General features: G+C 42.5%; 26 protein-coding genes and 1 tRNA gene. 15 read left to right on the top strand and 12 right to left on the bottom strand.

The window, feature by feature from the left end; genetic code table 11:
- The first annotated feature begins 70 nt into the window (after positions 1 to 70).
- From FNC98_RS08280 to FNC98_RS16885, 3 genes are all read left to right on the top strand, one after another.
- Positions 71 to 1,888, top strand: coding sequence for a putative 2OG-Fe(II) oxygenase (locus FNC98_RS08280; RefSeq protein ID WP_143580789.1), 1,818 nt, complete (start codon positions 71 to 73; stop codon positions 1,886 to 1,888).
- 392 nt (positions 1,889 to 2,280) lie between these two features.
- Complete coding sequence (locus tag FNC98_RS16890) at positions 2,281 to 2,889, top strand: hypothetical protein (RefSeq protein WP_221932934.1); 609 nt, start codon at positions 2,281 to 2,283, stop codon at positions 2,887 to 2,889.
- A complete protein-coding gene (locus FNC98_RS16885; RefSeq protein ID WP_221932933.1) occupies positions 2,886 to 3,560 on the top strand; it encodes a site-specific integrase in 675 nt (224 codons plus the stop codon). The genes FNC98_RS16890 and FNC98_RS16885 overlap by 4 nt, the downstream gene beginning before the upstream one ends.
- Before the next feature lie 111 nt (positions 3,561 to 3,671).
- On the opposite strand, the gene FNC98_RS08270 is transcribed toward FNC98_RS16885, so the two are convergent.
- From FNC98_RS08270 to yejK, 4 genes are all read right to left on the bottom strand, one after another.
- Positions 3,672 to 4,562 carry a M23 family metallopeptidase gene (locus FNC98_RS08270; protein ID WP_260680620.1) on the bottom strand — a complete coding sequence of 297 codons (891 nt, stop codon included), beginning with the start codon at positions 4,560 to 4,562 and terminating at the stop codon, positions 3,672 to 3,674.
- Positions 4,555 to 5,433: a 6-pyruvoyl trahydropterin synthase family protein gene (locus FNC98_RS08265; RefSeq protein WP_144035512.1), complete on the bottom strand. Its 879-nt coding sequence runs from the start codon at positions 5,431 to 5,433 to the stop codon at positions 4,555 to 4,557. The genes FNC98_RS08270 and FNC98_RS08265 overlap by 8 nt, the downstream gene beginning before the upstream one ends.
- A gap of 30 nt (positions 5,434 to 5,463) precedes the next feature.
- Positions 5,464 to 6,495: a dihydroorotase gene (gene pyrC, locus FNC98_RS08260; protein ID WP_143580788.1), complete on the bottom strand. Its 1,032-nt coding sequence runs from the start codon at positions 6,493 to 6,495 to the stop codon at positions 5,464 to 5,466.
- A 79-nt stretch (positions 6,496 to 6,574) separates the two neighbouring features.
- Entirely contained in the window at positions 6,575 to 7,612 is a 1,038-nt protein-coding gene (gene yejK, locus FNC98_RS08255) for a nucleoid-associated protein YejK (protein ID WP_260680618.1), read from the bottom strand.
- A gap of 86 nt (positions 7,613 to 7,698) precedes the next feature.
- Here yejK and FNC98_RS08250 point away from each other — a divergent pair, with 86 nt between their 5' ends.
- From FNC98_RS08250 to FNC98_RS08205, 10 genes are all read left to right on the top strand, one after another.
- Positions 7,699 to 7,923, top strand: coding sequence for a DUF1414 domain-containing protein (locus FNC98_RS08250; protein ID WP_143580786.1), 225 nt, complete (start codon positions 7,699 to 7,701; stop codon positions 7,921 to 7,923).
- A 21-nt stretch (positions 7,924 to 7,944) separates the two neighbouring features.
- Positions 7,945 to 9,630: a DUF3413 domain-containing protein gene (locus FNC98_RS08245; protein ID WP_143580785.1), complete on the top strand. Its 1,686-nt coding sequence runs from the start codon at positions 7,945 to 7,947 to the stop codon at positions 9,628 to 9,630.
- Between the two features lie 110 nt (positions 9,631 to 9,740).
- Positions 9,741 to 9,817: transfer RNA gene (locus FNC98_RS08240), tRNA-Pro, on the top strand.
- A gap of 297 nt (positions 9,818 to 10,114) precedes the next feature.
- The gene (locus FNC98_RS08235; RefSeq protein ID WP_143580784.1) at positions 10,115 to 10,672 is read left to right on the top strand and encodes an NAD/FAD-utilizing enzyme; all 558 of its coding nucleotides are present in this window, start codon (positions 10,115 to 10,117) and stop codon (positions 10,670 to 10,672) included.
- Positions 10,673 to 10,909: 237 nt separating this feature from the next.
- Positions 10,910 to 12,358, top strand: a complete 1,449-nt coding sequence (gene coxB / locus FNC98_RS08230) for a cytochrome c oxidase subunit II (protein WP_143580783.1) — start codon at positions 10,910 to 10,912, stop codon at positions 12,356 to 12,358.
- A complete protein-coding gene (locus FNC98_RS08225) occupies positions 12,355 to 14,124 on the top strand; it encodes a cbb3-type cytochrome c oxidase subunit I (protein ID WP_143580782.1) in 1,770 nt (589 codons plus the stop codon). The genes coxB and FNC98_RS08225 overlap by 4 nt, the downstream gene beginning before the upstream one ends.
- Positions 14,121 to 14,804, top strand: coding sequence for a heme-copper oxidase subunit III (locus FNC98_RS08220; RefSeq protein WP_143580781.1), 684 nt, complete (start codon positions 14,121 to 14,123; stop codon positions 14,802 to 14,804). The genes FNC98_RS08225 and FNC98_RS08220 overlap by 4 nt, the downstream gene beginning before the upstream one ends.
- A gap of 46 nt (positions 14,805 to 14,850) precedes the next feature.
- A complete protein-coding gene (locus FNC98_RS08215; protein WP_143580780.1) occupies positions 14,851 to 15,519 on the top strand; it encodes a heme-copper oxidase subunit III family protein in 669 nt (222 codons plus the stop codon).
- Between the two features lie 23 nt (positions 15,520 to 15,542).
- Entirely contained in the window at positions 15,543 to 15,857 is a 315-nt protein-coding gene (locus tag FNC98_RS08210) for a cytochrome C oxidase subunit IV family protein (RefSeq protein ID WP_143580779.1), read from the top strand.
- A gap of 43 nt (positions 15,858 to 15,900) precedes the next feature.
- Complete coding sequence (locus FNC98_RS08205; RefSeq protein ID WP_185968094.1) at positions 15,901 to 16,608, top strand: SCO family protein; 708 nt, start codon at positions 15,901 to 15,903, stop codon at positions 16,606 to 16,608.
- Between the two features lie 29 nt (positions 16,609 to 16,637).
- Here the strand turns inward: FNC98_RS08205 and FNC98_RS08200 are convergent, their stop codons facing one another.
- Entirely contained in the window at positions 16,638 to 17,588 is a 951-nt protein-coding gene (locus tag FNC98_RS08200; protein WP_143580777.1) for an alpha/beta hydrolase, read from the bottom strand.
- A gap of 2 nt (positions 17,589 to 17,590) precedes the next feature.
- On the bottom strand, positions 17,591 to 18,511 hold the full coding sequence (locus FNC98_RS08195; RefSeq protein WP_143580776.1) for an alpha/beta fold hydrolase: 921 nt from the start codon (positions 18,509 to 18,511) through the stop codon (positions 17,591 to 17,593).
- Positions 18,512 to 18,846: 335 nt separating this feature from the next.
- On the opposite strand from FNC98_RS08195, the gene FNC98_RS08190 reads away from it, so the two are divergent.
- Both FNC98_RS08190 and pepE read left to right on the top strand, forming a co-directional pair.
- Positions 18,847 to 19,254, top strand: a complete 408-nt coding sequence (locus FNC98_RS08190; RefSeq protein ID WP_143580775.1) for a type II toxin-antitoxin system HicB family antitoxin — start codon at positions 18,847 to 18,849, stop codon at positions 19,252 to 19,254.
- Positions 19,255 to 19,262: 8 nt separating this feature from the next.
- Positions 19,263 to 19,964: a dipeptidase PepE gene (gene pepE / locus FNC98_RS08185; RefSeq protein ID WP_143580774.1), complete on the top strand. Its 702-nt coding sequence runs from the start codon at positions 19,263 to 19,265 to the stop codon at positions 19,962 to 19,964.
- Positions 19,965 to 19,992: 28 nt separating this feature from the next.
- Here the strand turns inward: pepE and FNC98_RS08180 are convergent, their stop codons facing one another.
- The 6 genes from FNC98_RS08180 to bioB all read right to left on the bottom strand — a co-directional run bounded on the left by FNC98_RS08180 (position 19,993) and on the right by bioB (position 25,664).
- Positions 19,993 to 21,174 (bottom strand): serine hydrolase domain-containing protein, encoded by a 1,182-nt coding sequence (locus FNC98_RS08180; RefSeq protein WP_143580773.1) that lies wholly within the window; start codon positions 21,172 to 21,174, stop codon positions 19,993 to 19,995.
- Positions 21,175 to 21,251: 77 nt separating this feature from the next.
- Positions 21,252 to 21,716 (bottom strand): hypothetical protein, encoded by a 465-nt coding sequence (locus FNC98_RS08175; RefSeq protein WP_143580772.1) that lies wholly within the window; start codon positions 21,714 to 21,716, stop codon positions 21,252 to 21,254.
- 162 nt (positions 21,717 to 21,878) lie between these two features.
- Entirely contained in the window at positions 21,879 to 22,568 is a 690-nt protein-coding gene (bioD, locus tag FNC98_RS08170) for a dethiobiotin synthase (RefSeq protein WP_143580771.1), read from the bottom strand.
- A 4-nt stretch (positions 22,569 to 22,572) separates the two neighbouring features.
- Positions 22,573 to 23,406: a malonyl-ACP O-methyltransferase BioC gene (bioC, locus tag FNC98_RS08165; protein ID WP_143580770.1), complete on the bottom strand. Its 834-nt coding sequence runs from the start codon at positions 23,404 to 23,406 to the stop codon at positions 22,573 to 22,575.
- On the bottom strand, positions 23,400 to 24,542 hold the full coding sequence (locus FNC98_RS08160) for an aminotransferase class I/II-fold pyridoxal phosphate-dependent enzyme (RefSeq protein ID WP_143580769.1): 1,143 nt from the start codon (positions 24,540 to 24,542) through the stop codon (positions 23,400 to 23,402). Before FNC98_RS08160 ends, bioC begins: the two co-directional genes overlap by 7 nt.
- 51 nt (positions 24,543 to 24,593) lie before the next feature.
- On the bottom strand, positions 24,594 to 25,664 hold the full coding sequence (bioB, locus tag FNC98_RS08155; protein WP_143580768.1) for a biotin synthase BioB: 1,071 nt from the start codon (positions 25,662 to 25,664) through the stop codon (positions 24,594 to 24,596).
- Between the last annotated feature and the right edge of the window lie 82 nt (positions 25,665 to 25,746).

Below are 25,746 nucleotides of genomic sequence, written 5' to 3'. Positions count from 1 at the left end.
TTTAATCCTTGCCAAAATCAACGAAACAATTAAGATAACTGCAAAACAACAAAAAAAGCAGGAACAACAGATGCACAACCGCTTTCAAGCGTATTTAGTTAACGCAATGCAAGCGTTGAAACAAAATCAATTCCAACTTGCCGCACAGAACTTTGACCAGTTAACCGCACTGATCCCTAAAAATCCTAAGTTGTATAAACCTGCGATTGTGGCTTACCTCAACAGTGGTCAACTTGATAAGGCAAGAGTATTACTGCCTGACTATTTAACCTTGTATCCTAGTGACGCCGATTTGCACAATGTATATGGCGATCTAGCTAAAAAGCAGGGCGATCATCAGACAGCAAAAAAACACTTTCTAAAAGCCATCGCTGTTGCGCCAGCTATCGCTGCTTTTCAATACAACCTGGCGTTAATGCATTATGAATTAGCTGAGTATGACACGGCAGCAAGGTTACTAAATCAAATAACCGAAAAGATACCCGGTCATCTCAATAGCTGGTTGTTGTTGATTAAAGTACAGTTAAAACTAAAGACTCCGCAGCAAGCCCTTAATCATCTTGAAACCTTGGCGGATTTGCATCCTGATGCAGCTGCAAGAGCGGATGTTGTAAAACTGTCGATATTAACCTCAATTCAGCTTCAGGACTCAGAACAGGCCTTGCAGTGGATAAGAAATATGAGTAAATCCGCGCTCACCCAAGGCGACATTGAAGACTTTTGCTTAGGCTTTTTAGACGGAAAACAACCTGTAAATGCGCTAAAAGCACTCAACTTTGGGCTTGAAATATTTCCCAATGCTTTGCAATTGCTCAATCTAAATACGTCGCTGCGCCACGAACTAGGCGAGGATGAGCCGTTAAGCTGCTGGCAAAATATTACCGACTGGTCGTTACCTTTGGTGGTAGGTTTTAGTCAGACACTTTTACTTTTGTCTAAACCAGAAGATGCACTTAATAATCTGCAAAAGTTTGAAAATCGATATCAGTCTGAAACGGATTATTGTGTAATTCTAGCGCAAGTTTATCTGGCGCTCAGTCGATACCAAGACGTCGTCGCTATCGCTCAATCTAATAAAACGCTAAGCGTTGTAGCGCCATTTCAAGAGTATCTGGTCAAAGCACTTATAGCGTTAGGTGAAAACCCACAAGCGTTAGCAACCTGTGAAAAGTTGCTACAAGAAAATAGCAACGACCAGTATATACGGGCACTGTACGCTAGTTGTTTAAGAATCAACGACCGCGGTGAATATCAGCAATGGTATGATTACCAACACTTGGTTTTAAAAACAAAAATTCAAGTTCCTGATGGCTATGCTAGTGTTGACGAGTTTAATCAATGCCTTGAAAAAGAATTGCGTGCATTACACGTGATGAATGAGAGCCCGTTATCGCAATCCGTAACAGGTGGCGGAACTCAAACTCCGGGATATCTGTTTAATAATAAAGCTGACGTTATTCAATCGTTGAAAAATACGTTAGAAAAGTCATGGCGCAATGCCATAGATAACATTGAATTTTCGCAATTAGCAAAATCAAATCCTTTGCATCAAGGCTTTACAGGTAATCTGCAATGGTTAACCGCATGGTCGATTCAAAATAGAACCGGTGGTTTTCATTTACCGCATATTCACAGTAAAGGTTTGTTCAGTGCTGTTTATTACGTAAAAATTCCTGAGCAGGTAGCTCAAAGCGATGAAGCTGAATCATCAGGTTATTTGGGTTTTGGTAAACCAGATTTGCCTGTTGATTTAGAATACGATCATAAAGTTAAGCCGGTAGCTGGAGAGCTGGTAATTTTTCCATCTTTTTTCTGGCATGGCACGTTACCGTTTACTGATGACAGTGAACGAATCGTTGTCGCATTTGATTTAAATGTTAAAGAATAAAGCGTACGGAGATTAAAAACTCCAGGGTAATTACACGGATAAGCCGTGCAAATTTCATGTAGCGCACGGTGATTTCTTCTAAAAGTATGCTTTAGTCGTTGTATATAAGGGGCTGCAGGGCATTTTAAGTAAAAACGAATGGCGTCCAATTAAATTTAACTAATTGATTTTTAATGATTTAATTGAATATTCGATAAAAACATGAGAATAAGCTTAATGAGGGCAGCCATACCCGACATGCACCCACACCAAATGTCCGATAATGTTAATTAGTGGACATTTGGGTTCAGGGCTTTTAACATGGTGTTTACGTTATGTTTACTGCTTAATTGCAGCCTGGCTTTTATAACACAATAAAAAGCCATCATTTAATTAATAAGAAAAATGCGCTTATGAATAACGACGAGTTTAACGCCGAACCTTTATTTGATTCCCATCGACACTTCCAGCAACTGCATCGCAATCAGTTATATAGCGAAGATAATCAATCCGTACAAAGCTACGTTGAAAAAATAAATCAAACCGTTAACGGTGCCCTTGATGATTACCGATTTACCAAAGAGTTTTTACAATCTAAAGGACGTCGCAACGAAGCTACTTATAATCTTTTCCGTTCAGAAACCGAAAAATTTCTTTTATGGTCCTGGTTGTTTGCCGGTAAATCTATTATTGCGTTAAAGCGCCGCGATTTAGAAACCTACATTGATTTTGTCCACAAACCACCGGTTAATTGGATTTCCAGTTACGTTTATCGTCGCTTTGAAGATTTAAATGGCTACCGTCAAGTAAATCCTGATTGGCGGCCATTCACAATTAAGATCCCTAAATCCCAGCGTTTAGATAATATTGATTTTAATCATAAAAAACGTAACTATCAGTGCTCTCAAGATGCCATTAAAGCGACGTTTTCGGTATTAAATGTATTCTATGATTACCTGGTTACCGAAGATTATGCATTTGGTAATGCGATTGCATCAGTGAAAAAGACAGTCCTTATTTGATTAAGGATGCGTCGGTTGTTGAAGTTAAACGATTATCGTCTTTGCAATGGGATTACATCCTTGAAACTACGCAAAAACTGGCGGATTCTGACGAAAATCATGAACGTACATTATTCATTGTTGCATGTTTAAAAACCTTGTACTTACGTATTTCCGAGTTATCGGAACGCCCTGTCTGGTCGCCCGTTATGGGCCACTTCTGGACCGATAAAGATAAAAACCATTGGTTTAAGGTCTTCGGTAAAGGCAATAAACAGCGAGACGTTTCGGTACCAGACAGCTTTTTACCTTATTTAGAACGTTATCGTAACTATCGTGGTCTTTCAGGTTTTCCGCTTTCCTCTGAAACCGATCCATTAATCAATAAACTTAAAGGTTTTGGCGGCATGACTTCACGACAACTGCGTCGTATTGTGCAGCAGGCTTTTGATAATGCTTTTGAACAAATGACAAATGAAGGCTTCTCCCACGAGGCGCAAACCCTTAAAGAGGCTACAACCCACTGGCTCAGACATACTGGCGCCTCGATGGATATATCTTCTCGACCGCTAAAACATATGGCCGATGAACTGGGACATGCCAGCATGGGAACCACAGACCGGGTTTATGTGCAGTCTGATCACCTTGAACGGGCGAAATCTGGTAAGAATCGTACGATTGAAAGTAATTAGATAAAAGACAGCAGACGACAGACTGCGGTAATCTTGGCAACCTGCCTTCTGTGCACTGCAGTCTTTATTCTCGTTTAAGTAAGCGATAAACGCTTACTTAAACGTTGTCGCTTACTTAAACGTCTGCATATTTGGTAGTTTTAGCACCAGGGCTGGGTCTAATCGAACCTTAAACCAGTTCACACGCCAGTCTAAATGAGGCCCAGTTGAGCGCCCTGTCGAACCTATTTTTGCAACATTTTGACCTTGTAAAACGTTATCGCCTTCTTTTACCAGCGATCCAGAAAGATGCAAAAATGTTGAGGTTACGCCATGGCCATGATCAATAACCAAGGTACCACCGGAGTAAAACATATCGGGTACCCAAAGCGTAACTACACCTGCCGCAGGAGCTTGTACTAAAGTTCCTGTTTTGCCTGCGTAATCAATACCATAGTGAGGATTTCCAGGTTTACCATTGTATACACGCTGACTGCCATAGACACCAGTGACACGGCCTTTACTCGGCGCAATAAAACCATGGGCAAAATCAATATTATCCGCTTCTTGATTACGAACCTGACCAATTTGTTTACTGTCTTGTCGCGCTCGCTCGATATCTTTTGGATCCGGGTTCATGATCTTTTTGGCGATGCCGTTAACACGCTGGATATTATATTCGCGCTTACTCGGCTGTAAAGATTTTACCAGCTCTTCATTTCCACTAGTAATCTTGAGCTGATAGTTGTGTTCATCATCACGGCTAAAGCCAAACGTAAACAATCCGTGTCTCGACACTTTTAGTGCCCGATCATCTAAATGCACGCTATTACCCGGCTGGGTTTTACCAACCATCAAGCTTCCCTGGGTAATTTCACCTTGTAAATCAATCAGTAAATCTGGATTTGCAAGGCTTAATTGGTTAAAGCCAAACGCTGAAACTAACAACAGTGCGTATTTATTTGGGATTAGGTTACGACACAGTTTTTCCATTCCCTGGAACAGATTCCTGGTTTTAGACATAACCAATGGCTCCTTTACCAACGCCTTCAAACGCAACCACTTTGTATCGGTTCTCCGGGTTTTCTGCCTTTAATTGTCTGGCAATATAATCGGCAAGAAGTTCCACGGTTGAATCACAATCGACGACTTCTAACTTGTCTTTAATCGCGATGTCGAAACGTCCCTGAGGTGCGTAATAGGAAAAACACTGATGTTGATCAGACAAATCCTGCTTACCGCGTTTTGATAGTTCCACCTGTTGCTGGGTAATGGCATCACTGTCGGTTGCCAGGTAGATATCCTGCCAACGATTACACCATTGTTTTTCCAGGCTCAACGAGCGAATGTCGTTTTCAAACAGATTAATTTTCGATCGATGCCCATGGGCAATACGTTGACAGTTGCCATCGTGTTTTTTCAGGCCATGGGTATAGTGATAATAAAAACCATCAATGGCCTCGGGTCGTAACGTCAGTTCAATACCGGTCACATTCTCTGGTAATTGAGCTTTTATCACCTCAACAAGGTAACGCGTTACCCCTTCTTCATTAACTTTGTCACCGGGTATCTGTGCGAAAGCACAATGTGGCGACTGAAGGTGGATACTGCTCATTCCCTGGGGATAGAAATCCACATAAAGGTGGTTGTCACGATCGGATTGCTCAACAAAAAGCTTGTTATCGTCTTTGGGCAGTAATAATTTGTGGTCAACCGCATCATCTATGATGGCCTTGATTTGCTTTTTCACAATACCAAAATCAAGGACCATACTCTCAGCATTCAAATCGCCACTTAAAATAACATCAACGATCCAGCTTTCTCCCACAACTCCCCTATCCTTGCACAGATATGAGAAGTCAATGACGGTCAAGTCATTGACGAACAATTGCATGGTTTTAAGACTCATTATCGACGTGCCTGCTTATGACTTAACTTGCCACTGAATGTCTTCGCCAGCGCGAATAGGAACCACAGTATCGTCACCAAAAGGCATAGTATCCGGCACTGCCCAGGATTTTTTTACCAGGGTGATGGTATCGGTATGGCGAGGTAGTTGGTAAAAATCTGCACCATGGAAGCTTGCGAAACCTTCCAGCTTATCCAGGGCATTTTCCTGATCAAACACTTCTGCGTATAACTCAATTGCAGCGTGTGCTGTATACGACCCCGCACAACCACAAGCGCTTTCTTTAGCTTCTTTGGTATGTGGTGCAGAATCTGTCCCTAAGAAAAATTTCGTGCTACCACTGGTTGCCGCTTCAATTAATGCCTGCTGATGAATGTTACGCTTTAAAACCGGTAAGCAGAAGTAATGTGGACGGATACCACCAACCAGCATATGGTTGCGGTTAAACAAAAGATGGTGAGCGGTAATCGTTGCAGCGATGTTTGCACCCGCCTGATTAACAAAATCCACGGCATCTTTTGTGGTGATGTGCTCCAGTACGATACGAAGCGTCGGGAATTTAGCCACAACCGGCTTTAAAATGCGCTCGATGTATTCTTTTTCACGATCGAAGATATCAATATGGCTGTCGGTGACTTCGCCGTGCAACAATAGTGGTAGATCTTCTTCTTGCATGGTTTCAAGCACTGAATAAATGTTTTTAACATCGGTCACGCCAGAAGCAGAGTTTGTAGTTGCGCCCGCAGGATAAAGTTTGGCGGCAAATACTTTGCCAGAGGCTTTGGCTTCGCGGATATCTTCACTGGTGGTGTTATCCGTTAGATACAACACCATTAACGGCTCAAACGTATCAGAGGTATTCGCCTCCTGAATGCGATCATAATATGCAATCGCCTGTTCCGTATTCATCACCGGTGGAACCAGGTTAGGCATAACAATAGCGCGACCAAAATAGCGACCTATGTCTCTTACCGTATCCGGTAAAACATTGCCATCGCGTAGGTGAACGTGCCAGTCGTCAGGGCGAGTAATCGTAAGAGTCGTCATTAATAATTCCGTAAGATCTAACTAGTTAAAATATAGTTGATGAAAATTTGAGAAATACTGCGGCAGTATCCTAACCTGTCTATTCTTCCAAATCGGTATTACTGGATAACAATTTTAACAATTGATCCTTCAAATTCGGTGGTACACGGTGAATCGTCAAACTTTCATTTGCAGGATTATACACTACATCCTGACCAAAGTGGCTACGCTCAAAGCTAATACTTATTCCCGCACCGTAACCAGAATACTTGGTCGCTTTGTTAATGGTTGCCTGATCGTGTGGAAATGACTCTTCTAATGGGTAGTCATTGCTCTGACAAAACTGGTAAAACGCGTCGCCATTATCTTCGTTTGGTAATGATTGTGATAATTCCTGAAGATTAACGTCCTGCCCCAGAGTTTGCTGCTCTTTGCAGTAGTTCAGCATTTCCTTACGGGTCTGTTGCTTCTCTTCTGCATCTAACTGCTGAACGTTAACAAACTCTTCCACGGCGCTGATCAGCACCTGACTTTGTTGTTTCGGGTCGATGCCTTCTTCACAACCAAGAAAATCCAAAAAGAAATCTGACACTTTTCGACCGGCGCGGCCTTTGATGAACGAGATGTAACGCTTTTTATCGCTATTGTCGGCGTAATCAAATAAATCGATACGGGCGGCAAGCTGCAGTTTAGAGCTGTCGATATGTTGGTCTGAAGAGATGTTTAACTCGCCATCGACATAAAAGTGCTCAGTTACTGGTAACATCGCGACCAAAAGGTAGCGACCCGATAACATTTCATAGTGACAGGTTAATAGATAACCCGTTTCGGCCATGTCGTATTTTTCAAGTTCGGCAGCCAAACCTTTTGCTATACGGTCACTAAAATCGTTAAACGCTAGCTGCTCATTGAGATAGTCATCAAAACTATGATGGAATGGTGTCAAATCCGAAGCTTCGGGGCTTTCTTTAAATCCACCATAGGCTTTTGAGCCTTTAGCGTTGTATATCGTATGCAGATCTTCTATAAACGCATTGATTTTCGGGGTAATGGCTACAGGTGCATCACCAGTAGTAATTGTCACTTGTGGTTCGTTTTCTGGTTTTGCGACAAAACGCAAATCGATCTTGTTAATCATTAAACTCATGGCAGCGGTCAGTTTTATCTTGTAGAAGCTTTTGATAAACTAAAATTAACTTTCAAATTCATCAATTTTAAAAAATAATGCCTATTGTATCTAAGTATTCTAATGAACGTGTAGAAAAAATTGTCCAAAATTTACTGGACTCGCTAGTTGACCAGGAAGTATCTACCGACCTGGCCCTTATGTGTCTTGGAAATACCCTGTCGACGATTATCAATAATCAGGTTCCGGAAGATAAACGTGAAGCCATCGCAGAGAATTTTTGTCAGGCTTTGACACAATCCGTAACCAAACAACAAAAATAATAATTAATAGAATCTGCCACTATGGTCAGCACCGAAAATACCACATACAGTAAACGCTTATTGCAGCTCATTAGCTGGGGGCATTGGTTTACGTTTTTTAATATCCTTGCCGCTATCGCCATTTCGATTATCTATCTGATTGTTGAGGGTAAACCGGATGGTTTTATCGCAACCATTTACATGTTAACCACCTGGATCAGCCATATGGCATTTTTGACCTTCTTGGGTTTTGTCCTGCTAGTTTTCCCGCTGACCCTGTTGTTTCCGCGCATTAGATTTATTCGCGGTGCCGCGTCAATCATATTTACTCTGGTGTTAACCCTGTTGGTAATCGACAGCATTAGCTATAGCCAATTAGGTTATCACCTGAATCTTGACTCCAGTGGCAAGATTCTAAGCCTGTTAAAAGATCAGTTTCGTGATTACCAGGTGCCGTTTTACTGGCTGGTTGGTGTATCGCTATTAGCGATATTAGCGTTTGAGCTGGTGATCAGTAATTACTCCTGGAAACATTTAAAACAATTACAGCAAAAAGGCATTGGCCGCTACTTTGCCCTGATTTGGGTAACGTCATTCTTTATTAGCCACTTAACGCATATCTGGGCGGATGCAAAGCTTGAATATAGTGTCTTGCGTCAGGACAATATGTTGCCCCTTTCCTATCCGACAACCGCAAAGACGCTGTTAACCAAATATGGTTTGGTTAATCAGGAAGGTTATATCGATAAACTAAATCAACCGATGGCATTTTCGGTAGAAACACCGGATTACCCAAGTGTTAGCAATCAATGTGCTGTTACAGATGTGCCAGAGCAATCAGTATTTATCCTGTTAAATGATTCACCGTTAACCTCAAAGCAGACAAAACGGTTATTGAGACGTTCGGATAATGGTGGCCAATTGATCACCAACCTTGTCGATGCCTCTACGGCCAATGAAGCCTGGTTTAATTTAATGTATAGCTTGCCAAGCGTTTATAAAGATGGAATCGTTTCACAACAACAAGCGCCAGTTTTAATGCAGTTGCTTGAACAACAATCATTGAGTCGCTCGTTAGCGATAATTGGTGATGAGGTGCAGACGTTGCCGGTTTGGCTTAGTGATTTGTTCTCTCAAACTCGCTATTTTGCCGATATCTCGCCATTTGTAACGGCGCAAAAGCTTAATAATCTGCCTGTCGGCTTATACGTGTTTTATTTCGCAGAGCCTGGAGATTACCAATTTTCTTTGTTCAGTGATGCCCTGCTTTTAGCTCAGGAACAAAAACAAACTCAGGATATTATTTTTGTTAGTTCTCTTGGTAATAAAAATAAAGAATCCCGTTTTATGTCCAAGCCTGGCGTTGTGATCTGGCCAGAGCGTTCAGATGATGCGGTAATGGAACTCGCGTCCCATATGGATATGCAAGCGACATTAATGAAGCGTTGGCTAAATTGTGACATGGATAGAAAATCGTATTCCAGTGGTCGCGATATATTTGACCTGCCCTCGGATCGAGTATTAGCAAATACGTTGCAAGATGGCATTGTGATTTTCCAGAAAGATAAAACAGTATTCGTTGACGACAAAGGGAATTTTGAATCTTTTTCAAGCCAACTAGATACACCTTTGTCACAATCGGATGATTTCCCTCGACTGATTGAAGGGGTCAAATTTATCAACCAATTCAGCGTTCACAATAGAAAACCAGAAACGGAACAGGAATAGCGGGAATATAAAAAGTGATAGAGGCGAATAATAAATAAACGGTTAGCTGGTTTTTGCCATTTAATGTTTGCATTCACAAGGAATATCATTAACATACCAATCGATACTTTCGGGGTGTAGCGCAGTCTGGTAGCGCGTGCGTCTGGGGGACGTGAGGTCGCAGGTTCAAGTCCTGCCACTCCGACCATAATTTTATACCAAGTCCACTTAGTGGTTTCCCACTCACTGATAGTATTGTGGAATCGGTATCTAATAAAGGCTCGCAATTGCGGGCCTTTATTGTTTCTCAAGGCCCGTTTTTACTGACTTCTCTTACACTTCTATCGGAACCTTCTGATTGTTTTTAATCAACTTTTTCCATGCCTGCTATAATTTATTGCTATTACAATAGCAGTTTAATCTCGCAACGAATATCCTAACAAAAACCATGTTTTGCGATTAGCCACTTTTTTTTTGGTCCCGTAATCGGTATTAGGAGGACAGGATGATTCGTCACTACTATTTAAGCGATGATCTTGACGACTTGGCTCGCCTCGAGTCTGAGTTACTCGATAATGGCTTTACCCTTCCACAGATTCATGTGTTAAGCGAAGACGATGAAGCGGTGCAACGACGACACCTTCATGAAGTTGAATCTGTCCTCAAAAAAGACGTCGTTCACTCAACAGAAGTCGGTGCTATTGTTGGTGCTATTGGCGCCATTATCGTTCTGTTAAGTGCTTACGTTTTCGACTGGTATCACTCAAGCGCCGGCTGGATCCCATTTATCTTCCTGGCTATCGTCGTTCTTGGGTTTTGTACCTGGGAAGGCGGTTTCATAGGTATTCAAAAGCCTAATGTCGAGTTTGTTCGCTTCCAGACCCTGTTAGAGCAAGGCAAACACATCTTCTTTGTCGACATTGAAGAAGAACAGGAAGCTCAGTTGCGAAAAGTCATTAACCATCATCCAAAACTGATTATTGAGGGTAAAGGAGAAGGGACACCGGGCTGGGTCGTGCGGTCCCAGGAAAAGTTTCAAGAGTTCATGAAAACCATGCCTTGATATCGCCCTTACCTGGTTAAGATATCCCGTTGGCGGTGTTGATGTTTTTGCAAATAAAATCGCCGGAATAAAAATTAGAAAATATTACAATTTGTTCTAAAGTTTAAACGTGGCAAGGAAGCGTGTGAACGCCGTATTTCGTGTCGTATCAGTAAATATGATTCACTTAAGTAAGCCTTAGATACTGGGCACCGGGAATTGTTAAAGCAGTATCGCAGCACGAAGTAGGTAGTTAGCATGGCGATTGCTATCGTTATTCTCATCCTGGTTGTATTAACGGTTGTGTTCCACTTTGCCAGCCCATGGTATTTCACGCCTATTGCATCCAACTGGACCACCATAGACACCACCATAGATATCACCTTTTGGGTTACTGGTATCGTCTTTATTCTGGTAAATCTGTTTCTTGCCTATTGCGTATATCGCTTTCGCTTTAAAAAATCTCAAAAAGCCGCCTATGAACCGGAAAACCGGAAATTAGAAATTTGGTTAAGCGTCATTACAACCATAGGTGTTGTCGCTATGTTAGCCCCGGGTCTTTGGGTTTGGAATGATTTTGTCCATCCCCCCGACGATGCTTATGAGGTTGAAGTCATTGGTCAGCAATGGACCTGGACCTATCGTTTTCCCGGCGAAGACGGCAAGTTAGGTAAAGCGGATAACCAACTAATTAGTGTCAACAATCCTTTCGGCTTGTCTGAAGATGACCCATACGGCGCCGACGATATCCTGATTAATAGCAATGAGTTGCATTTACCTGTAGATAAACCGGTGAAGATATTACAGCGGTCGAAAGACGTTCTCCATAATTTTTCCATCCCTCAGTTTCGGGTAAAAATGGATTTGGTTCCTGGCTTGACCAGCTATTTTTGGTTTACGCCTACCAAAACCGGAACCTATGAAATTTTTTGCCAGGAGCTATGTGGTGTTGCTCATTATCTGATGCGAGGCAAAATTGTTGTTGAACAACAGCAAGAATTTGAACAGTGGTTGCAACAGCAACCAACATTTATTGCCAGCATTGAAAATCGCACTGTCGATCTCGTTGCAGGCGAAGCTCAATATCAAATTTGTGTTAGTTGCCACGGCGTCAATGGTGAGGGCATGCAGGCATTAAACGGTCCTGCGATCAGCAACCTTTCCCCCTGGTATTTAAAGCGTCAGTTAGTTTACTTCAAACATAAAATCCGAGGCGATGAAACCAAAGATCCTGTTGGCGCGCCTATGGCCGCGATCGCTCAGACTCTAGTCGACGAACAGCAGATCAACAATCTGGTAGCCTACATCGAACAATTACCGGACCCACAACAAATCTCATTGACAGAAGCCAATTCAGAACGTGGAGAAACACTGTACAAGAATTGTGGGCTTTGTCATGGTGCCAATGGTGAAGGCAATTACGCTTTAAGCGCCCCTCGACTTGCCGGGCAACATGACTGGTATTTGAAACGTCAGTTACAGAATTTTTCAGATAATATCCGTGGCGCTCACCCCCAGGATATGTTTGGAAATCAGATGTTGTTAATGGTGAAAAGTTTAAAAACCGATAAGGATCTGGATGATATTGTTGCTTATATTGGCACTTTATCTGCGGATTCAAAAAACGTTGGCAACCAAAGCCCGACACTATCTGAATCATCCGCAACCGAGCTCTTCGCCAGTGAACAAATTAAGGAGGATGAATGAGTCATATTGCTGTCGCTGATCAGGTTGACAATAGCCATCACCCGAAAGGTTTTATTGAAAAATATATCTGGAGTCAGGACCATAAAGTTATCGCTATTCAATACGGTCTAACCGCGATTTTTGTCGGCTTGGTCGCCTTGGTTTTATCTGGACTGATGCGATTACAATTAGGGTTTCCGGATACCTTTTCTTTTATCGATCCGGCTTCTTACCTGCAATTTGTGACCATGCATGGCATGATCATGGTGATATACCTTTTGACCGCACTACTGTTAGGCGGCTTTGGTAACTATCTGATCCCCCTGATGCTTGGTGCGCGGGATATGGTATTTCCCTATTTGAACATGCTCAGTTACTGGACCTATTTACTCAGTGTTCTGGTATTGTTAGCTAGCTTTTTTGTTGCCGGTGGTGCAACCGGGGCCGGCTGGACCTTGTATCCACCGCAAGCCATACTCTCTGGCACCCCTGGCGGCGATGCCGGTATTATTCTGATGCTGGTATCCTTAGCTATCTTCATCGTTGCTTTTACCATGGGTGGCTTAAATTACGTTACCACCATATTACAAGCCCGTTGCAAAGGCATGACCTTAATGCGGATGCCACTGAGCATTTGGGGGATTTTTGTTGCCACGATTCTTGGTTTACTGGCGTTTCCCGCACTTTTGGTAAGTGCGATCATGATGCTCCTTGATAAAACCCTGGGCACATCATTTTTTATGCCGGCCATTGTGTCTCTCGGCGAGAACCTAAGTTATGGCGGTGGTAGTCCCATTTTATTCCAACACTTGTTCTGGTTTTTCGGTCACCCTGAAGTTTACATCGTTGCCCTGCCCGCATTTGGAATGGTCTCAGACGTTATCGCAACCCATGCCCGCAAAAACATATTTGGTTATCGAATGATGGTTTGGGCCATTGTTGCCATCGGTGGGTTAAGTTTTGTGGTATGGGCGCATCACATGTATGTTTCCGGGATGAATCCCTATTTTGGGTTCTTTTTCGCAACAACGACATTAATTATCGCGGTTCCAACGGCGTTGAAAGTTTATAACTGGGTATTAACCCTCTGGCAGGGAAACATTCGCTTAACCGTTCCTATGCTATTTGCTATCGGCTTTATTTTTACGTTTACCCATGGCGGTCTGACCGGTCTGTTTCTCGGTAATGTGGTAGTCGATTTACCCTTATCCGATACCTATTTTGTGGTGGGACACTTTCATATGGTTATGGGTGTGTCGCCGGTAATGGTGCTGTATGCGGCTATTTACCATTGGTTTCCAAAAATTACCGGAAGATACCTAAACAATACCATGGGGAAATGGCACTTCTGGTTAACCTTCTTAGGTACCTATGCCATTTATCTGCCGATGCATTATCTCGGCTTTTTAGGCATTCCAAGGCGATATTTTGCCATGGGTGATAGCCAGTTAATGAGCGAATCCGCGGTGCAGCTTAATGCCAGCATCACTATTTCTGCTTTGATTGTCGGCGTCGTCCAACTGGTATTTATTTTTAATCTGTTCTGGAGCCTTCGCCACGGTAAAAAAGCCCCGGCAAATCCCTGGAGCGGTACTACGCTTGAGTGGCAAACGCCACAAACGCCGCCAGCCCATGGCAACTGGGGGCCGAGCTTACCCGTTGTGTATCGCTGGGCTTATGATTTCAGTGTGCCAGGTCATGAGCGAGACTTTATCCCGCAAAATGAACCAAAGAAAGCGGATAGCCCTGAGTCTTTCGAGCCCGATATTGAGGAGCGCGACAAATGAGTGTGGTAAAACAGCTTATCAGTAAGCCTTGGGAAACTCAGGATGTTGAACAAGAACAAGCCATAGAAAAAGCCAATAGCGCGAATCCTTTTGCCCGGTATACAGCATTAAAGTGGTTACTGGCGGTGATCACTGTGATGTTCATGTTGTTTTTCGTCACCTTTATTTCCCGGACGCAATTTGCAGATTTTCAAGCGCTTGCTGGCGAACCCTGGCTACCACTAACAGACAAAACACCGCTATGGATCAATACCGCATTTGTTGTGTTAGCAAGCATGATCCTGCAAATGCTGTGTATGCGAATTGATACCTTGCCAAGGTGGAAAATCAACGCATTGATATTATTGACCATGTTATCAACCTTTGGCTTCTTGTTTGGTCAGCTTTGGGTTTGGAATAACCTCGCGGCACAGGGGTACTATCTGCAGAGCAATCCAGCGAACAGTTTTTACTATTTGCTGACCGGATTGCATGCCCTGCACTTATTTGTAGGCTTATTGGTGATGTTAGTGACACTAATAAAGTCCCTATATAAACCGTTAACACCAACGATATTACGAAGAATCGATCTAACCCGCATCTACTGGCACTACCTGTTAGGTTTATGGTTAGTTCTGTTCTTTTTACTCACAAGCTCAACCGATACCTTCAAAGCTATCGCTGAGTTTTGTGGTTTATAAGGTAGACGTAGTTCATTAGCCTACCATTGTTTGAGAAGTAGTAGTTATGACAGATAGAAAACAGGTAGCTTCCAGTTGGCAGTCCGTCGTTGAAGATTGGTCCGGCGATAAAGAAACCTTCCACATGCCCTGGGGCAAGGTGATGATGTGGATTTTCTTGTTAAGCGACACCTTTATCTTCAGCATCTTTCTCACCAGTTACATGAATGTGCGAATGACAACTACCGAAGCATGGCCGCTATCGGATGAAATATTCGCCCTGACCATTGCTGGTCATCATATTCCGCTGTTACTCATCGCCATTATGACTTTTATCCTGATCACTAGCTCTGGAACCATGGCGATGGCGGTCAATTATGCCTACCGGAAACAAAAACAAAAGACTTTTTATTTAATGCTTATAACAGCCCTGCTAGGTGCCACTTTTGTTGGTATGCAGGCGTTTGAGTGGACCAAACTTATTGTCGATGAAGGCATTCGCCCCTGGGGCAATCCGCTCGGAGCTGAGCAATTCGGAGCTATATTCTTTATGGTCACCGGCTTTCATGGTCTACATGTGAGCTGCGGGGTAATCTATTTATTGATAATCGCATTTAAAGTAAAGAAAGGTGATTACGAACAAGGTGGATACGATAACGTCGAAATCGCCGGACTATACTGGCACTTCGTTGATCTAGTGTGGGTATTCATTTTTGCATTTTTCTATTTATGGTAATTCTATGTTCGTAAGAGGTGGTCATGGCTACAGATAATACGCAACAACATCCAATCGGCCTGTATTTAAAAGTGTGGGGCTGGTTATTTGTACTAAGTACCTTGTCCTATTTAGTTGATTATTTTCAATTACAAGGATATTTGCGGTGGACGTTAATCTTACTGTTTATGTTTTTAAAAGCCGGGCTAATCATCGCCGTTTTTATGCACGTTAATTGGGAATCAATGGCACTGAAACTTGTACTTTTTCTGCCACCCATAGCCATACTGGTACTGATTACATTAATGGCAATAGAAGGTGATTACACCTTTATCAACCGGCAAATATTTATTCCCTGAAATCATGAATAAATGGTTGGCAATATTAACAACGGGAGTGACCTTGATTCTATTTTCGACCTTGGGGTTAAAGCTCTACAATCAAATTGCTTTTCAAGATAGATCGGCATCACCGCCGGCAATACAGGGAAAGCTATTTGCAGCCAAAGCGCTGCGAGAATTTCAGATCTTCAATCAACAAGGAGAACTGGTTGGCAATGAAATATTCAAAGGGAAATGGTCGTTGTTGAGTTATGGGTATCTGAGGTGTCCGGATATCTGCCCTACAACTTTGATGGTTAAACGTTCGGTGCAGCAACTATTGGCTGAGCAAGACCAGCAATTACATCTGGTATTTTTATCGGTTGATCCCGTCTATGACGGACCGAAGCAATTACAACAATATCTACAATACTTTGGCAATATTACTGGATTAACTGCCAATCAAGAAAATTCAGATTATCAGAACCTGATTAAAGATTTAGCTATTAAAGCAAACACCATCGAGAACAATCGTTTTACCTTTAACGATACACCTGATAAAAAAAATCAAAGTGAAGAGTTAGCTGCTGAGCCGGTTAATCATGGTATCCATCTATATCTGATCAATCCTATGGGCGAACTTCAGGCGGTATTTTTTCCCAAACTTATTCCCACCGTTGCATTGCCGCAATTTAATGCCGCTCAGATTACCAATGATATTATTATTTCGATGAGCTTTTTTAATACTCAGAATAACGAAAAACCAGAGCTGATCAGCAAAGTTCGCTAAACGCATCTGGTTTTAAATTGGAATTATATCTACTTGCTACCAAGCAGGAATACTAGTGGTTGATGCAAACGTTTGCGCCACGCATCTTCGGTGTGCGCTTCACCTGGGTAACTGTGCGTTTCCCAGCTGTCTTTATCATAGCCGTTTTTCACCATGATCTTGTCAACTTCCTTTTGCAGATCCGGATACATGCTGTCCAGGGTTTGATCGCCATGGTCAAAATAGATTTTATGGTTTTTAGGGGAAGGCAAATAACCATCAAGATAGGTATAAAAGGCCAACGGTATTGGGTTGTTTTCCATCGTGAAGATGCCCGGCCAGTGAGTCGACAGGCAGGCAGCGCCTGAAAATACCGATGGGTATTCCATCATTGCATAGGCAGATATTAATCCCCCCATACTTGAGCCCATCACAAAGGTATTCGCCGCATCGGTAGCGACACTGTAATTGTTATCGATATAAGGCTTTAATTCCCGGACAATGAACTTCAGGTAGTCATCGGAGATCACTGGCTCAGAAAAGACATTCACACCGTTACTACGGGCGGCTTGATAAATTCGCTTCTTATCGTCCTCGGTTAAGCTTTCGAAAGGTTTTTGTGGAAAATATTCGCTATGACGGAGCTCTGCATCATTATCGATACCAACAACGATAAAGGGACGGGTTTTTCCTTCCGCAATCAGTTTACCGGCAGTTTCATCTACCCCCCATTCTTGCTTATTCCAACTTTGATTGGCGTCAAAAAGCATTTGTCCATCGTGCATGTACACAACGGCATACTTGGTAGCATCACTGTAACCATCAGGTTTCCATACTTGCACGCGTCGCGGCTTGACAAACTTGGACTCAAACTTGTCTATGGTATCCAGACTACCGGAATTTACTTGATCCGCTGCGATACTGTAAATTGGAATCATCAACAGATTAACAAAACAAATTGCGGTTACTAGACGGTAAAGCTTAAAAGGATTTAGATTCATAGTTATGGCGCCAATAAAAATTCTGAGATCAATGGGTTAACTCTGTCATCGTTTTCATAGTGTAAAGCATGACCGGCGTTGTTGACGACCACCATTTTATTTTTATTGCCAAGCGTTTTCGCGACAAGGACTCGGTTTTTAACGTCAAAAACCTTATCTTGATCGCCCCAGAGCAACAGGCTTGGTATTTCAAATTGCTCAATTGCCCTGAAATCTGCCATCGGGTCTGATTGTAAAAATTCCCGTGCGGTATTTAAAATGGCAAACCTAAAACCCTTATACTGCATTTGGTTTTTAAATTTTTCACTCCACAATGGAAAGCTATCGGGTTCAATAAAATCATCGTATTGCGATTCCGGCATCGAGGGGACGAAAAATGTGTAAGCCAGATAATCGCCGAGCAGAGGATACTTCATCGGACCAATATCAATGGGTTGATGAAAAGGCGCCATCAACACGACCTTTTCTACTTTGTGTGGATATTCTGCGGCAAATGCACTTACGATAGCGCCTCCCATGGACAAACCTACTAAACTCACCTTTTCATCGATTTCAAGCTGCATTAACAGATCGTTTAATTGGCCGACAAATAGCGCTCGGTCATATTTACTATGTTGTCTTGAAGAATATCCACGACCATACAGATCAAAGGTGAGGACGCGAAACCCTCTGGCTATCAGATAAGGAACGGTTCGGTCCCAGGTGTAGGAAGGTACGCTAAATCCGTGAACCAGAACGATCAGAGGGTCCTGCTCTTGGCCTTGCAAGCGATAGTGTATAAATCCATTTTCGGTTGTCGCGATTTTACCTCCGGTCGAAATCTCCGATGGTTGTAATTGCAAACGTTCCTGATTTAACCAAACTGGCAGGCTTAAACCTCCTAATAAAACTACTACCAGAGTTATCCACAAAATCTTCTTCATGATCTTTGTCCATTCCCTGTTTTTATTTCAATCTAACAAATCGACTGTAAATAGCAAACTTACGCAACAAAGATCCTTTAAAACCCCTTAATACACTCGCTTGGACACATAATCTCTCGCCATCTAGAGTTATCAGAGTTGGTTCGAGATCAGGAGGATCCTTTAGGATCGTCAAGCTTATAATTTAACCATCTTACCTGAGTTGTACACATAGTGGGTACTTACATGGGGTTATTGGGGTTATCGCCTAATAATATATGGAGTTATAAGGGTTATCTTGAAAGTGGTAAGCGGAGTTGTTAGAGTTATTAAGAATTCTTATAAATGGAGGTAATATGCGCTACCCGATTGTGTTGATTTATCAAAATCAGGAACAGAACTATTTAATTCAGGTTCCGGACATACCTGGATGCCAATGCCATTCTATTTCAATGGATAAAGGCTTAGATGAGATATTGTTTGCGATTGAAGATCACTTAACGCTAATGGCGGAATATGGGCAATCCGTCCCTACTCCACAATCGTTTGAAGCACATGTAGGCAAGCACGAGTATCGAGGCGGAATATGGGCCATCGTAGATATCGATATCACCCCATTCCTCGGAAAAAGTCATAAAATTAATGTAACGTTACCGGAACTATTAATTAAGAAGATTGATAGTCGGGTTTCGTCAGATCCAGAGTATAAAACACGTTCTGGTTTTCTCGCCAAGGCCGCTATTAACGAGTTACAAAAGCATTGAGAGCAACAATGAATTCAAATTTATTACTACTTAGCAGTTCCCGTGTGGGCAATTCCAAATATTTAGAGCATGCACAACAATGGATTGCTGAGCATTTAGGGAATATCAAAGAACTGTTATTTATACCCTATGCTGGCGTGAGTATCAGTTACGACGAGTATACCTCAATGGTGCAAACCGCTTTGTCTTCAATAGGAGTAAAGGTAACTGGCATTCATGAGAGTGATGATCCTGTTAACGCCGTAAACAATGCAAAAGCAATTGCCATCGGTGGTGGCAATACATTCCACCTTTTACATCAGCTGTATGAAAATAATCTGTTGGCTATCGTTCGTGACAAAACCGAACAAGGTATGCCTTACATTGGTTGGAGCGCGGGTTCTAACGTTGCGGGTATATCTATCAGAACCACAAACGATATGCCGATTATTGAACCGCCAAGTTTCGAGGCTTTAGGGTTATTGCCTTTTCAAATTAATCCCCATTACACCAACTATCTTCCCCCAGGGCATAATGGAGAAACCAGAGAACAGCGATTACAGGAATTTATGGTTGTCGACCCGCAAACGTCAGTGCTGGCAATCGTTGAAGGAACGGCACTTAAATTAACCGGAACTCAGCTTAAGCTGATCGGTAGTGAAGATGGCTGGCACTTTAAAGGCGGTGATAAGTCGGCAATAGTGGCCGGCCAGGAAATTGATTTCCTGTAAGTCTGAGCTAGTACATCTGAGTTAACAATTAGTTATCTCTTTGCAGCCTGAGTTTGTATCCCGGCAACTCAGGCGAATTAGGGTCTAACCGTTCTAAAACATCTACCATGGCTGCAATGCCTGCTTTGTTCGGTCCGTTAACAAATACAACTAAACCATCGCCGCTATCAGGATAAAAGTATGCAATAGAAACGACGGTCCAATTGGTGCCGCGATGTCCAATTAGCTTGCCCTGACCAAACTTGGTGATCCCCCATCCAAGGCCATAACCCAATTGAGTTGGGCACGTAACATCGGCTGTATCTGGGCAAATAATTTCATCTTGAGTAAATTGAATGCCCTGCATGGTATTTCGTTGGTCGTTAAGTTGCGCTGTTAAACCTTCACCTTTCATTGCCGATATTAAAAATGTCGCGTAGTCAGACACCGTTGTTACCAGATTAGCGGCCGCTGAATAACTCCCCTGCTCACTGCAATATCCCATCGGGTGACAATAGTAACCATAGAATTTACCCTGTTCATCTAAAGGCTTTGCAATTCTGGCAAAGTTAGCCGAATCTACGGTGAAAAATGCGTTGTCTAATTTTAGAGGTTTTAAAACAGTATCGGCTACCAGTTGTTCAAAAGGCGTATCAAGTTTGTGCTCTGCATACTTTGCAAGATATTCGAAGCCTTCACCGGAATAGCTAAAGTCCGTTCCTGGCTCATAGTTAAACTTGAGATTTCCGTCCTTTGAAAAATACCGCCAGTTATCAAAACCACTTTGGTGGGACAACAAATCTCTGGCCGTAAGGGTTTTCGCATACTTAGATTCAATCACATCCGGATCAACCCAGTAAGTCGCGATGCTTTCATCCAGATCTAATTTACCTTGTGCAGCAAGTCGCAAAATTGTTTCAGCAGTAAAGGTTTTGGTAAGGGATGCGACATTAAATAGGGTGTCTTTTGAAGCCGGAACGCCTTCAGATTGCAAGCCATACTGATTTTCCCATACCAAGGTTTGATTTTTAATTACCGCAACGCCCAAGGTATTGATTTGATGTTTTCTCACCAAGGCGTCGAATTCGTTGTTAAGAAAGTCTGCTCGTTGAGATGTTACGGTATCGATATATCGTCTTGATTCAACAGTTTGATCGGGTTCAGCGCTGTGGCTGCTAGCAACAAATAAATGCAACAGTATAAAAATGGTCAGTGAGGCTTTAATTGACATAATGACTGTGAGTGAAGATTTGATTGTAATAACAAGACAAGGACATATTGTTCTGATAGAAATAGCGATAATTACACTTACATCTCTTCAACAAGTTTAATTATTTTCAATTTATCCCCTTCGATAACGACATCAACGGTAACCCAGGCTTTTACTCTCGTCGTTTTTGAATAACTCACGATTGAATATTGGCCAGATGTGGGAGAATTGATCATGTGGTTGTAGATATGCACTTCGCTATTCTCGATGTTTTTTTGATAGCGACCTTCAGCATCAAGTTTCTCAAGCATTTCCATGTATTCCTGTTTGTCGTAATTCAGGGACACGCCTTGTGCATTGGAACCAAGATTAACCTCGACAACCAATGAATCAGAGAGAAACGGATACAGCTCTACTGGGGTTTGTGAAGAAATTTCATTGATGTGATCGCTAAATTGCTTCAACGTTTCAAGCGAAAGTGACTGCCCCCAACTTACACTGGGCAAGTACAGGGCGGTAAACAACAAACAGAAATTGACTATCCATTTCACTTTGCTAATCATCGAACTCTGATCTTTCCTTTTTGTGGGGGTAAGGTTTTTCAGTGTTTAGGACACTGTATATCACCATCCTAATAAAATCAGAATTGTTGTCAATTTACAATTAAGGCAACGTTAAATAAATGTAATCAATTTACCAACAATTTGTCGTTAAATTATTCAAGATTAAGCCTTGAAAATTGAAAGTAATTGTTTATTATCAAGCGCTTCAGCGCCATCGTTAAAATTCAACTCGCCGAGGCAAGGAGCGTTTATCGCGTTTTTCAAATAGTGAATATTTTCTTGATGGTTTGTCATTTTTTCGGCTTGCGCTTGGTTTGCAACCCAACCCACTACATTAATACCATCGTTGATCATTGCCTGATAGGTTAGCATGGCGTGATTCAGGCAACCGAGTTTCATTCCCACAACAAGAATTACTGGTATCGATTCTGATTTTACGAAATCGGACATAAATTCAGAGTCATTTAACGGAAGACGCCAACCCCCTGCACCTTCAACCAGGATCACATCATTATTTCTATTTACAATGGGCTTATATGCACATCTAACATCAGCAACAGTTAGTGTTAGACCCTGCTCCGCAGCAGCAATATGCGGTGCTATTGGTGGTTCAAAAGCAATCGGATTAATTTCCGATAAGGGTTGTTCAGTATTTGCCGCAGCTTGTAAACAAAGTGCGTCCTGGTTTTGTAACTCGCCGTGTTGCCACTCACACCCAGCCGACACTGGCTTAAATGCACTTATTTTTAACCCTGATGCCGTTAACAACTGGATCAGTTTTTCACTGACATAGGTTTTGCCGGCGTCGGTATCGGTGGCCGTGATAAAAATAGATGTAACTTTATTATTCATTTACTTAAATTTTCGGTTTTTGAATACACAAGGTGTAAAGTTGGTAGGTTGCATTTATGTGATCGGGTAACAAAACCTTTTCCGTGTTTTGCGCTAAAACCTGTTGGTAGGCAAGCGTCATTTTTTGCCACTTGTCTTTACCCATAAGGCCTTTACACTTTTTGTCTTTTACCAGGCTAGCGCCCAGGTGTTTTAGCTCTCGCGCTAAGTGACTAACATTTTTATAGGGTAATTCGACAGGTTCTGCGTGGGTATCGATCGATTTAAATCCCGCAGATTTCCAAGCTGCATCTACTTCTTCCCTACTAAGATAGTCAATCACATGTTTATCATCATCAACTTTTGCCCATGCCTGTTTGAGCTCGGTTAATGTGCCATCTACCAAGGTTGAAAACACCATATAACCGCCTGGTTTTAATATTCGATACGCTTCCGAGAGAGCCAGGGTCAGAGGCTGTGTCCATTGCAACACAAGGTTTGAATAAATGATGTCATTTGAGTCTTTCAACAGTGGCAGAGCATGAGCATCACCAAGCACCCAGTTTAGTTGACCCTGTTTGTAGTCTCGTTGCTTAGCAAAGCTGATCATCTCTTCAGACAAATCCAACGCGGTGATTTGTTCAAAACCCTGTTCATTTAGGATTTGGGTAAAATATCCCGTGCCACAGCCCAGATCTAACAAGTTAGCTTTGCTGATTTTTCGTTGCTGTGACAGTTGTTGTAAATATTGACACAACAAGGTTCCAGAAAATCGCTGTAACCTGGCGTTATCATCATAACTTTGGCAGGATTGGCCAAACGTTTTAGCAATTTTTTCGCGAGTAAGTGCGCTTAACATACTTGCTGCTCCATAACTGCCACTTCGTTAATGGCATTCGCTAACCCTATGACTTCATTAGGGTTGTGACTAGATGACAAGGTAACGCGTAACCTGCATCGACCCGATTCCACCGTCGGAGGGCGTATTGCCGATACCAGAAAGCCATGCTCTTTAAGCCTTGCTGCAATTGTTAACGTCCTTTCTTCATCGTTGGTGATGACACCAATAATAGGCGTTTCTGACTCGGTTATTTCGAGCTCTGAAGCCAGGTTTTCTTTAAACAAATGCTGTAACTCATTTAATTTTTCGCGACGCCAGTTCTCGTTCTGACAAATCTCGATACTTTTCGACGTTGCCACAGCATTTGCAGCAGACATCGCCGTACTGAAAATATACTCACTACAGTAATTAGTCATAAACTCGATCAACTCTTCACTGCCGATAATCGCCGCGCCTTGTGTGGCCAAAGCTTTGCCAAAGGTAACCATATGGGTTACATCATCCGGCAATTGCTTAAATTGACTCAGTAAACTGCCCTGTCCTTGCTCTCCCAACACACCAATACCATGGGCGTCATCGACATAAAGGGCGGCTTGATGCGCGCTAGCCTGATGATAAATATCGGCTACTGCACCTTTATCGCCATCCATGCTGTACACCCCTTCTATGGCTACAATCGAACTTAGTTCTGAAGGTTTATTCAGGCGTTTAGCCAAATCTGCGCTGTTATTGTGTTTAAACCTAGAACAAAGCTTTGGGTAATGAAACATATTACTCAGCATTGATGCATGGGACAGGCGATCAAAGAGAACCTGGGATTGACCGGTTTTTAATAAGGTATTAAAGAAACCGGAATTGGCACTGTAACCACTGGAAAACAACAGACAACGCTCTCCACCTAACCAATCACAAAGTTGTGATTCAAGATAACGATGCGCAGGCGTATAACCACTAATAAGTGACGCCGAACAACTGCCGGTTCCATATTCCGTTAGCGCCTGTTGAAACGCGCTAACAATTTCTGGGTGGCGGTTAAGCCCCAGATAATCGTTACTGGCAAAGTTAACTAAACCCTCTGCAGGAATAGCAACTTTACGATACTGACCTTTTAACCGTTTTGCCGTCAGTTGTTGTTCGAGAAACTTAAATTTCATTTACGATATATTCGATTCTGTTCAAGCCTTTATTAAAAGAGGCTTGGGGCATTAAGACTGAGTAGCGTCGTAGAACAGATCAGCATTTTCCTGGTTTACAATCGCCGTTTGTAAAGATTGTTGTTGCTGATATTGCTCTTCTTCCGTTTCCGCACGCCCGCGTTCAGTATTGATCCCTAATTTTGCAAACAACTGCATATCAGCATCGGCTTCCGGATTAGCGGTAGTTAACAATTTGCAACCATAGAAAATCGAATTAGCGCCAGCCATAAAACATAACGCCTGCATTTGTTCATTCATGGCTTCACGGCCAGCAGATAAACGCACGTGGGATTTTGGCATCATAATACGTGCAACCGCGATACAACGAATAAATTCGAAAGGGTCCAGATCATCAACATCCCCTAGAGGTGTCCCTTCTATTTTTACCAACATATTGATAGGCACGCTTTCCGGGTGTTGCGGTAAGTTAGCCAATTGCATCAATAAACCAGCTCTGTCATTGGCTTGTTCACCAAGTCCAACGATACCGCCACTACACACTTTCATACCGGCATCACGCACATTAGAAAGTGTATCTAAACGGTCCTGATAGGTTCTGGTAGTAATAATCTGGTTGTAATGCTCTTTTGAGGTATCAAGGTTGTGATTGTAATAATCCAGACCGGCATCTTTAAGCGTTTGCGCTTGATCGGAACTTAACATACCTAAGGTCATACAGGTTTCAAGGCCCATTTCCCTTACACCTTGAACCATTTTCACGATATGCGGCATATCCCTGTCTTTTGGATTACGCCAGCCTGCGCCCATACAAAATCGGGTGGAACCCTGAGACTTGGCAATTTGTGCTGCTTCCAGGACCTTTTCCACTTCCATAAGCTTTTCTTTTTCAACGTCAGTAGAATAACGAGCGCTTTGCGAACAATACTTACAGTCTTCCGGGCAGGCTCCTGTTTTAATCGACAACAAAGTGCTCACCTGCACTTCATTTGCATCGAAGTTCTGGCGATGAATGGTTTGCGCTTGAAACAATAAATCATTAAAAGGCATTTCGAACAAACTGTTTACTTCGTCTAAAGACCAGTTGTGGCGGATGTTTGACTGATTAACTTGTACTTCCATGAAATTCTCAATTGTTTTCGATTGCGTAATTGCATAAGGGAATAATTATCGGTAGTCTAGCCAGCGGCCCTGACCTGTCAAC

Source organism: Thalassotalea sp. PS06 (assembly GCF_007197775.1).
Classification (GTDB): domain Bacteria; phylum Pseudomonadota; class Gammaproteobacteria; order Enterobacterales; family Alteromonadaceae; genus Thalassotalea_A.
This window is presented reverse-complemented; position numbering and strand designations above follow the sequence as displayed.

Bases quoted from the DNA above. Each gene is read 5' to 3' on its own strand.
- FNC98_RS08200 (WP_143580777.1), bottom strand. From the start codon at position 17,588: ATGAATCTAAATCCTTTTAAGCTTTACCGTCTAGTAACCGCAATTTGT.
- FNC98_RS08265 (WP_144035512.1), bottom strand. From the start codon at position 5,433: ATGCAATTGTTCGTCAATGACTTGACCGTCATTGACTTCTCATATCTG.
- pyrC (WP_143580788.1), bottom strand. From the start codon at position 6,495: ATGACGACTCTTACGATTACTCGCCCTGACGACTGGCACGTTCACCTA.
- bioB (WP_143580768.1), bottom strand. From the start codon at position 25,664: ATGGAAGTACAAGTTAATCAGTCAAACATCCGCCACAACTGGTCTTTA.
- bioC (WP_143580770.1), bottom strand. From the start codon at position 23,406: ATGTTAAGCGCACTTACTCGCGAAAAAATTGCTAAAACGTTTGGCCAA.
- FNC98_RS16890 (WP_221932934.1), top strand. From the start codon at position 2,281: ATGAATAACGACGAGTTTAACGCCGAACCTTTATTTGATTCCCATCGA.
- FNC98_RS08180 (WP_143580773.1), bottom strand. From the start codon at position 21,174: ATGTCAATTAAAGCCTCACTGACCATTTTTATACTGTTGCATTTATTT.
- FNC98_RS08210 (WP_143580779.1), top strand. From the start codon at position 15,543: ATGGCTACAGATAATACGCAACAACATCCAATCGGCCTGTATTTAAAA.
- FNC98_RS08245 (WP_143580785.1), top strand. From the start codon at position 7,945: ATGGTCAGCACCGAAAATACCACATACAGTAAACGCTTATTGCAGCTC.
- coxB (WP_143580783.1), top strand. From the start codon at position 10,910: ATGGCGATTGCTATCGTTATTCTCATCCTGGTTGTATTAACGGTTGTG.
- FNC98_RS08160 (WP_143580769.1), bottom strand. From the start codon at position 24,542: ATGAAATTTAAGTTTCTCGAACAACAACTGACGGCAAAACGGTTAAAA.
- FNC98_RS08270 (WP_260680620.1), bottom strand. From the start codon at position 4,562: ATGTCTAAAACCAGGAATCTGTTCCAGGGAATGGAAAAACTGTGTCGT.
- FNC98_RS08235 (WP_143580784.1), top strand. From the start codon at position 10,115: ATGATTCGTCACTACTATTTAAGCGATGATCTTGACGACTTGGCTCGC.
- bioD (WP_143580771.1), bottom strand. From the start codon at position 22,568: ATGAATAATAAAGTTACATCTATTTTTATCACGGCCACCGATACCGAC.
- FNC98_RS08215 (WP_143580780.1), top strand. From the start codon at position 14,851: ATGACAGATAGAAAACAGGTAGCTTCCAGTTGGCAGTCCGTCGTTGAA.
- pepE (WP_143580774.1), top strand. From the start codon at position 19,263: ATGAATTCAAATTTATTACTACTTAGCAGTTCCCGTGTGGGCAATTCC.
- FNC98_RS08190 (WP_143580775.1), top strand. From the start codon at position 18,847: ATGCGCTACCCGATTGTGTTGATTTATCAAAATCAGGAACAGAACTAT.
- FNC98_RS08195 (WP_143580776.1), bottom strand. From the start codon at position 18,511: ATGAAGAAGATTTTGTGGATAACTCTGGTAGTAGTTTTATTAGGAGGT.
- FNC98_RS08280 (WP_143580789.1), top strand. From the start codon at position 71: ATGCACAACCGCTTTCAAGCGTATTTAGTTAACGCAATGCAAGCGTTG.
- FNC98_RS08220 (WP_143580781.1), top strand. From the start codon at position 14,121: ATGAGTGTGGTAAAACAGCTTATCAGTAAGCCTTGGGAAACTCAGGAT.
- FNC98_RS08175 (WP_143580772.1), bottom strand. From the start codon at position 21,716: ATGATTAGCAAAGTGAAATGGATAGTCAATTTCTGTTTGTTGTTTACC.
- FNC98_RS08225 (WP_143580782.1), top strand. From the start codon at position 12,355: ATGAGTCATATTGCTGTCGCTGATCAGGTTGACAATAGCCATCACCCG.
- yejK (WP_260680618.1), bottom strand. From the start codon at position 7,612: ATGATTAACAAGATCGATTTGCGTTTTGTCGCAAAACCAGAAAACGAA.
- FNC98_RS08250 (WP_143580786.1), top strand. From the start codon at position 7,699: ATGCCTATTGTATCTAAGTATTCTAATGAACGTGTAGAAAAAATTGTC.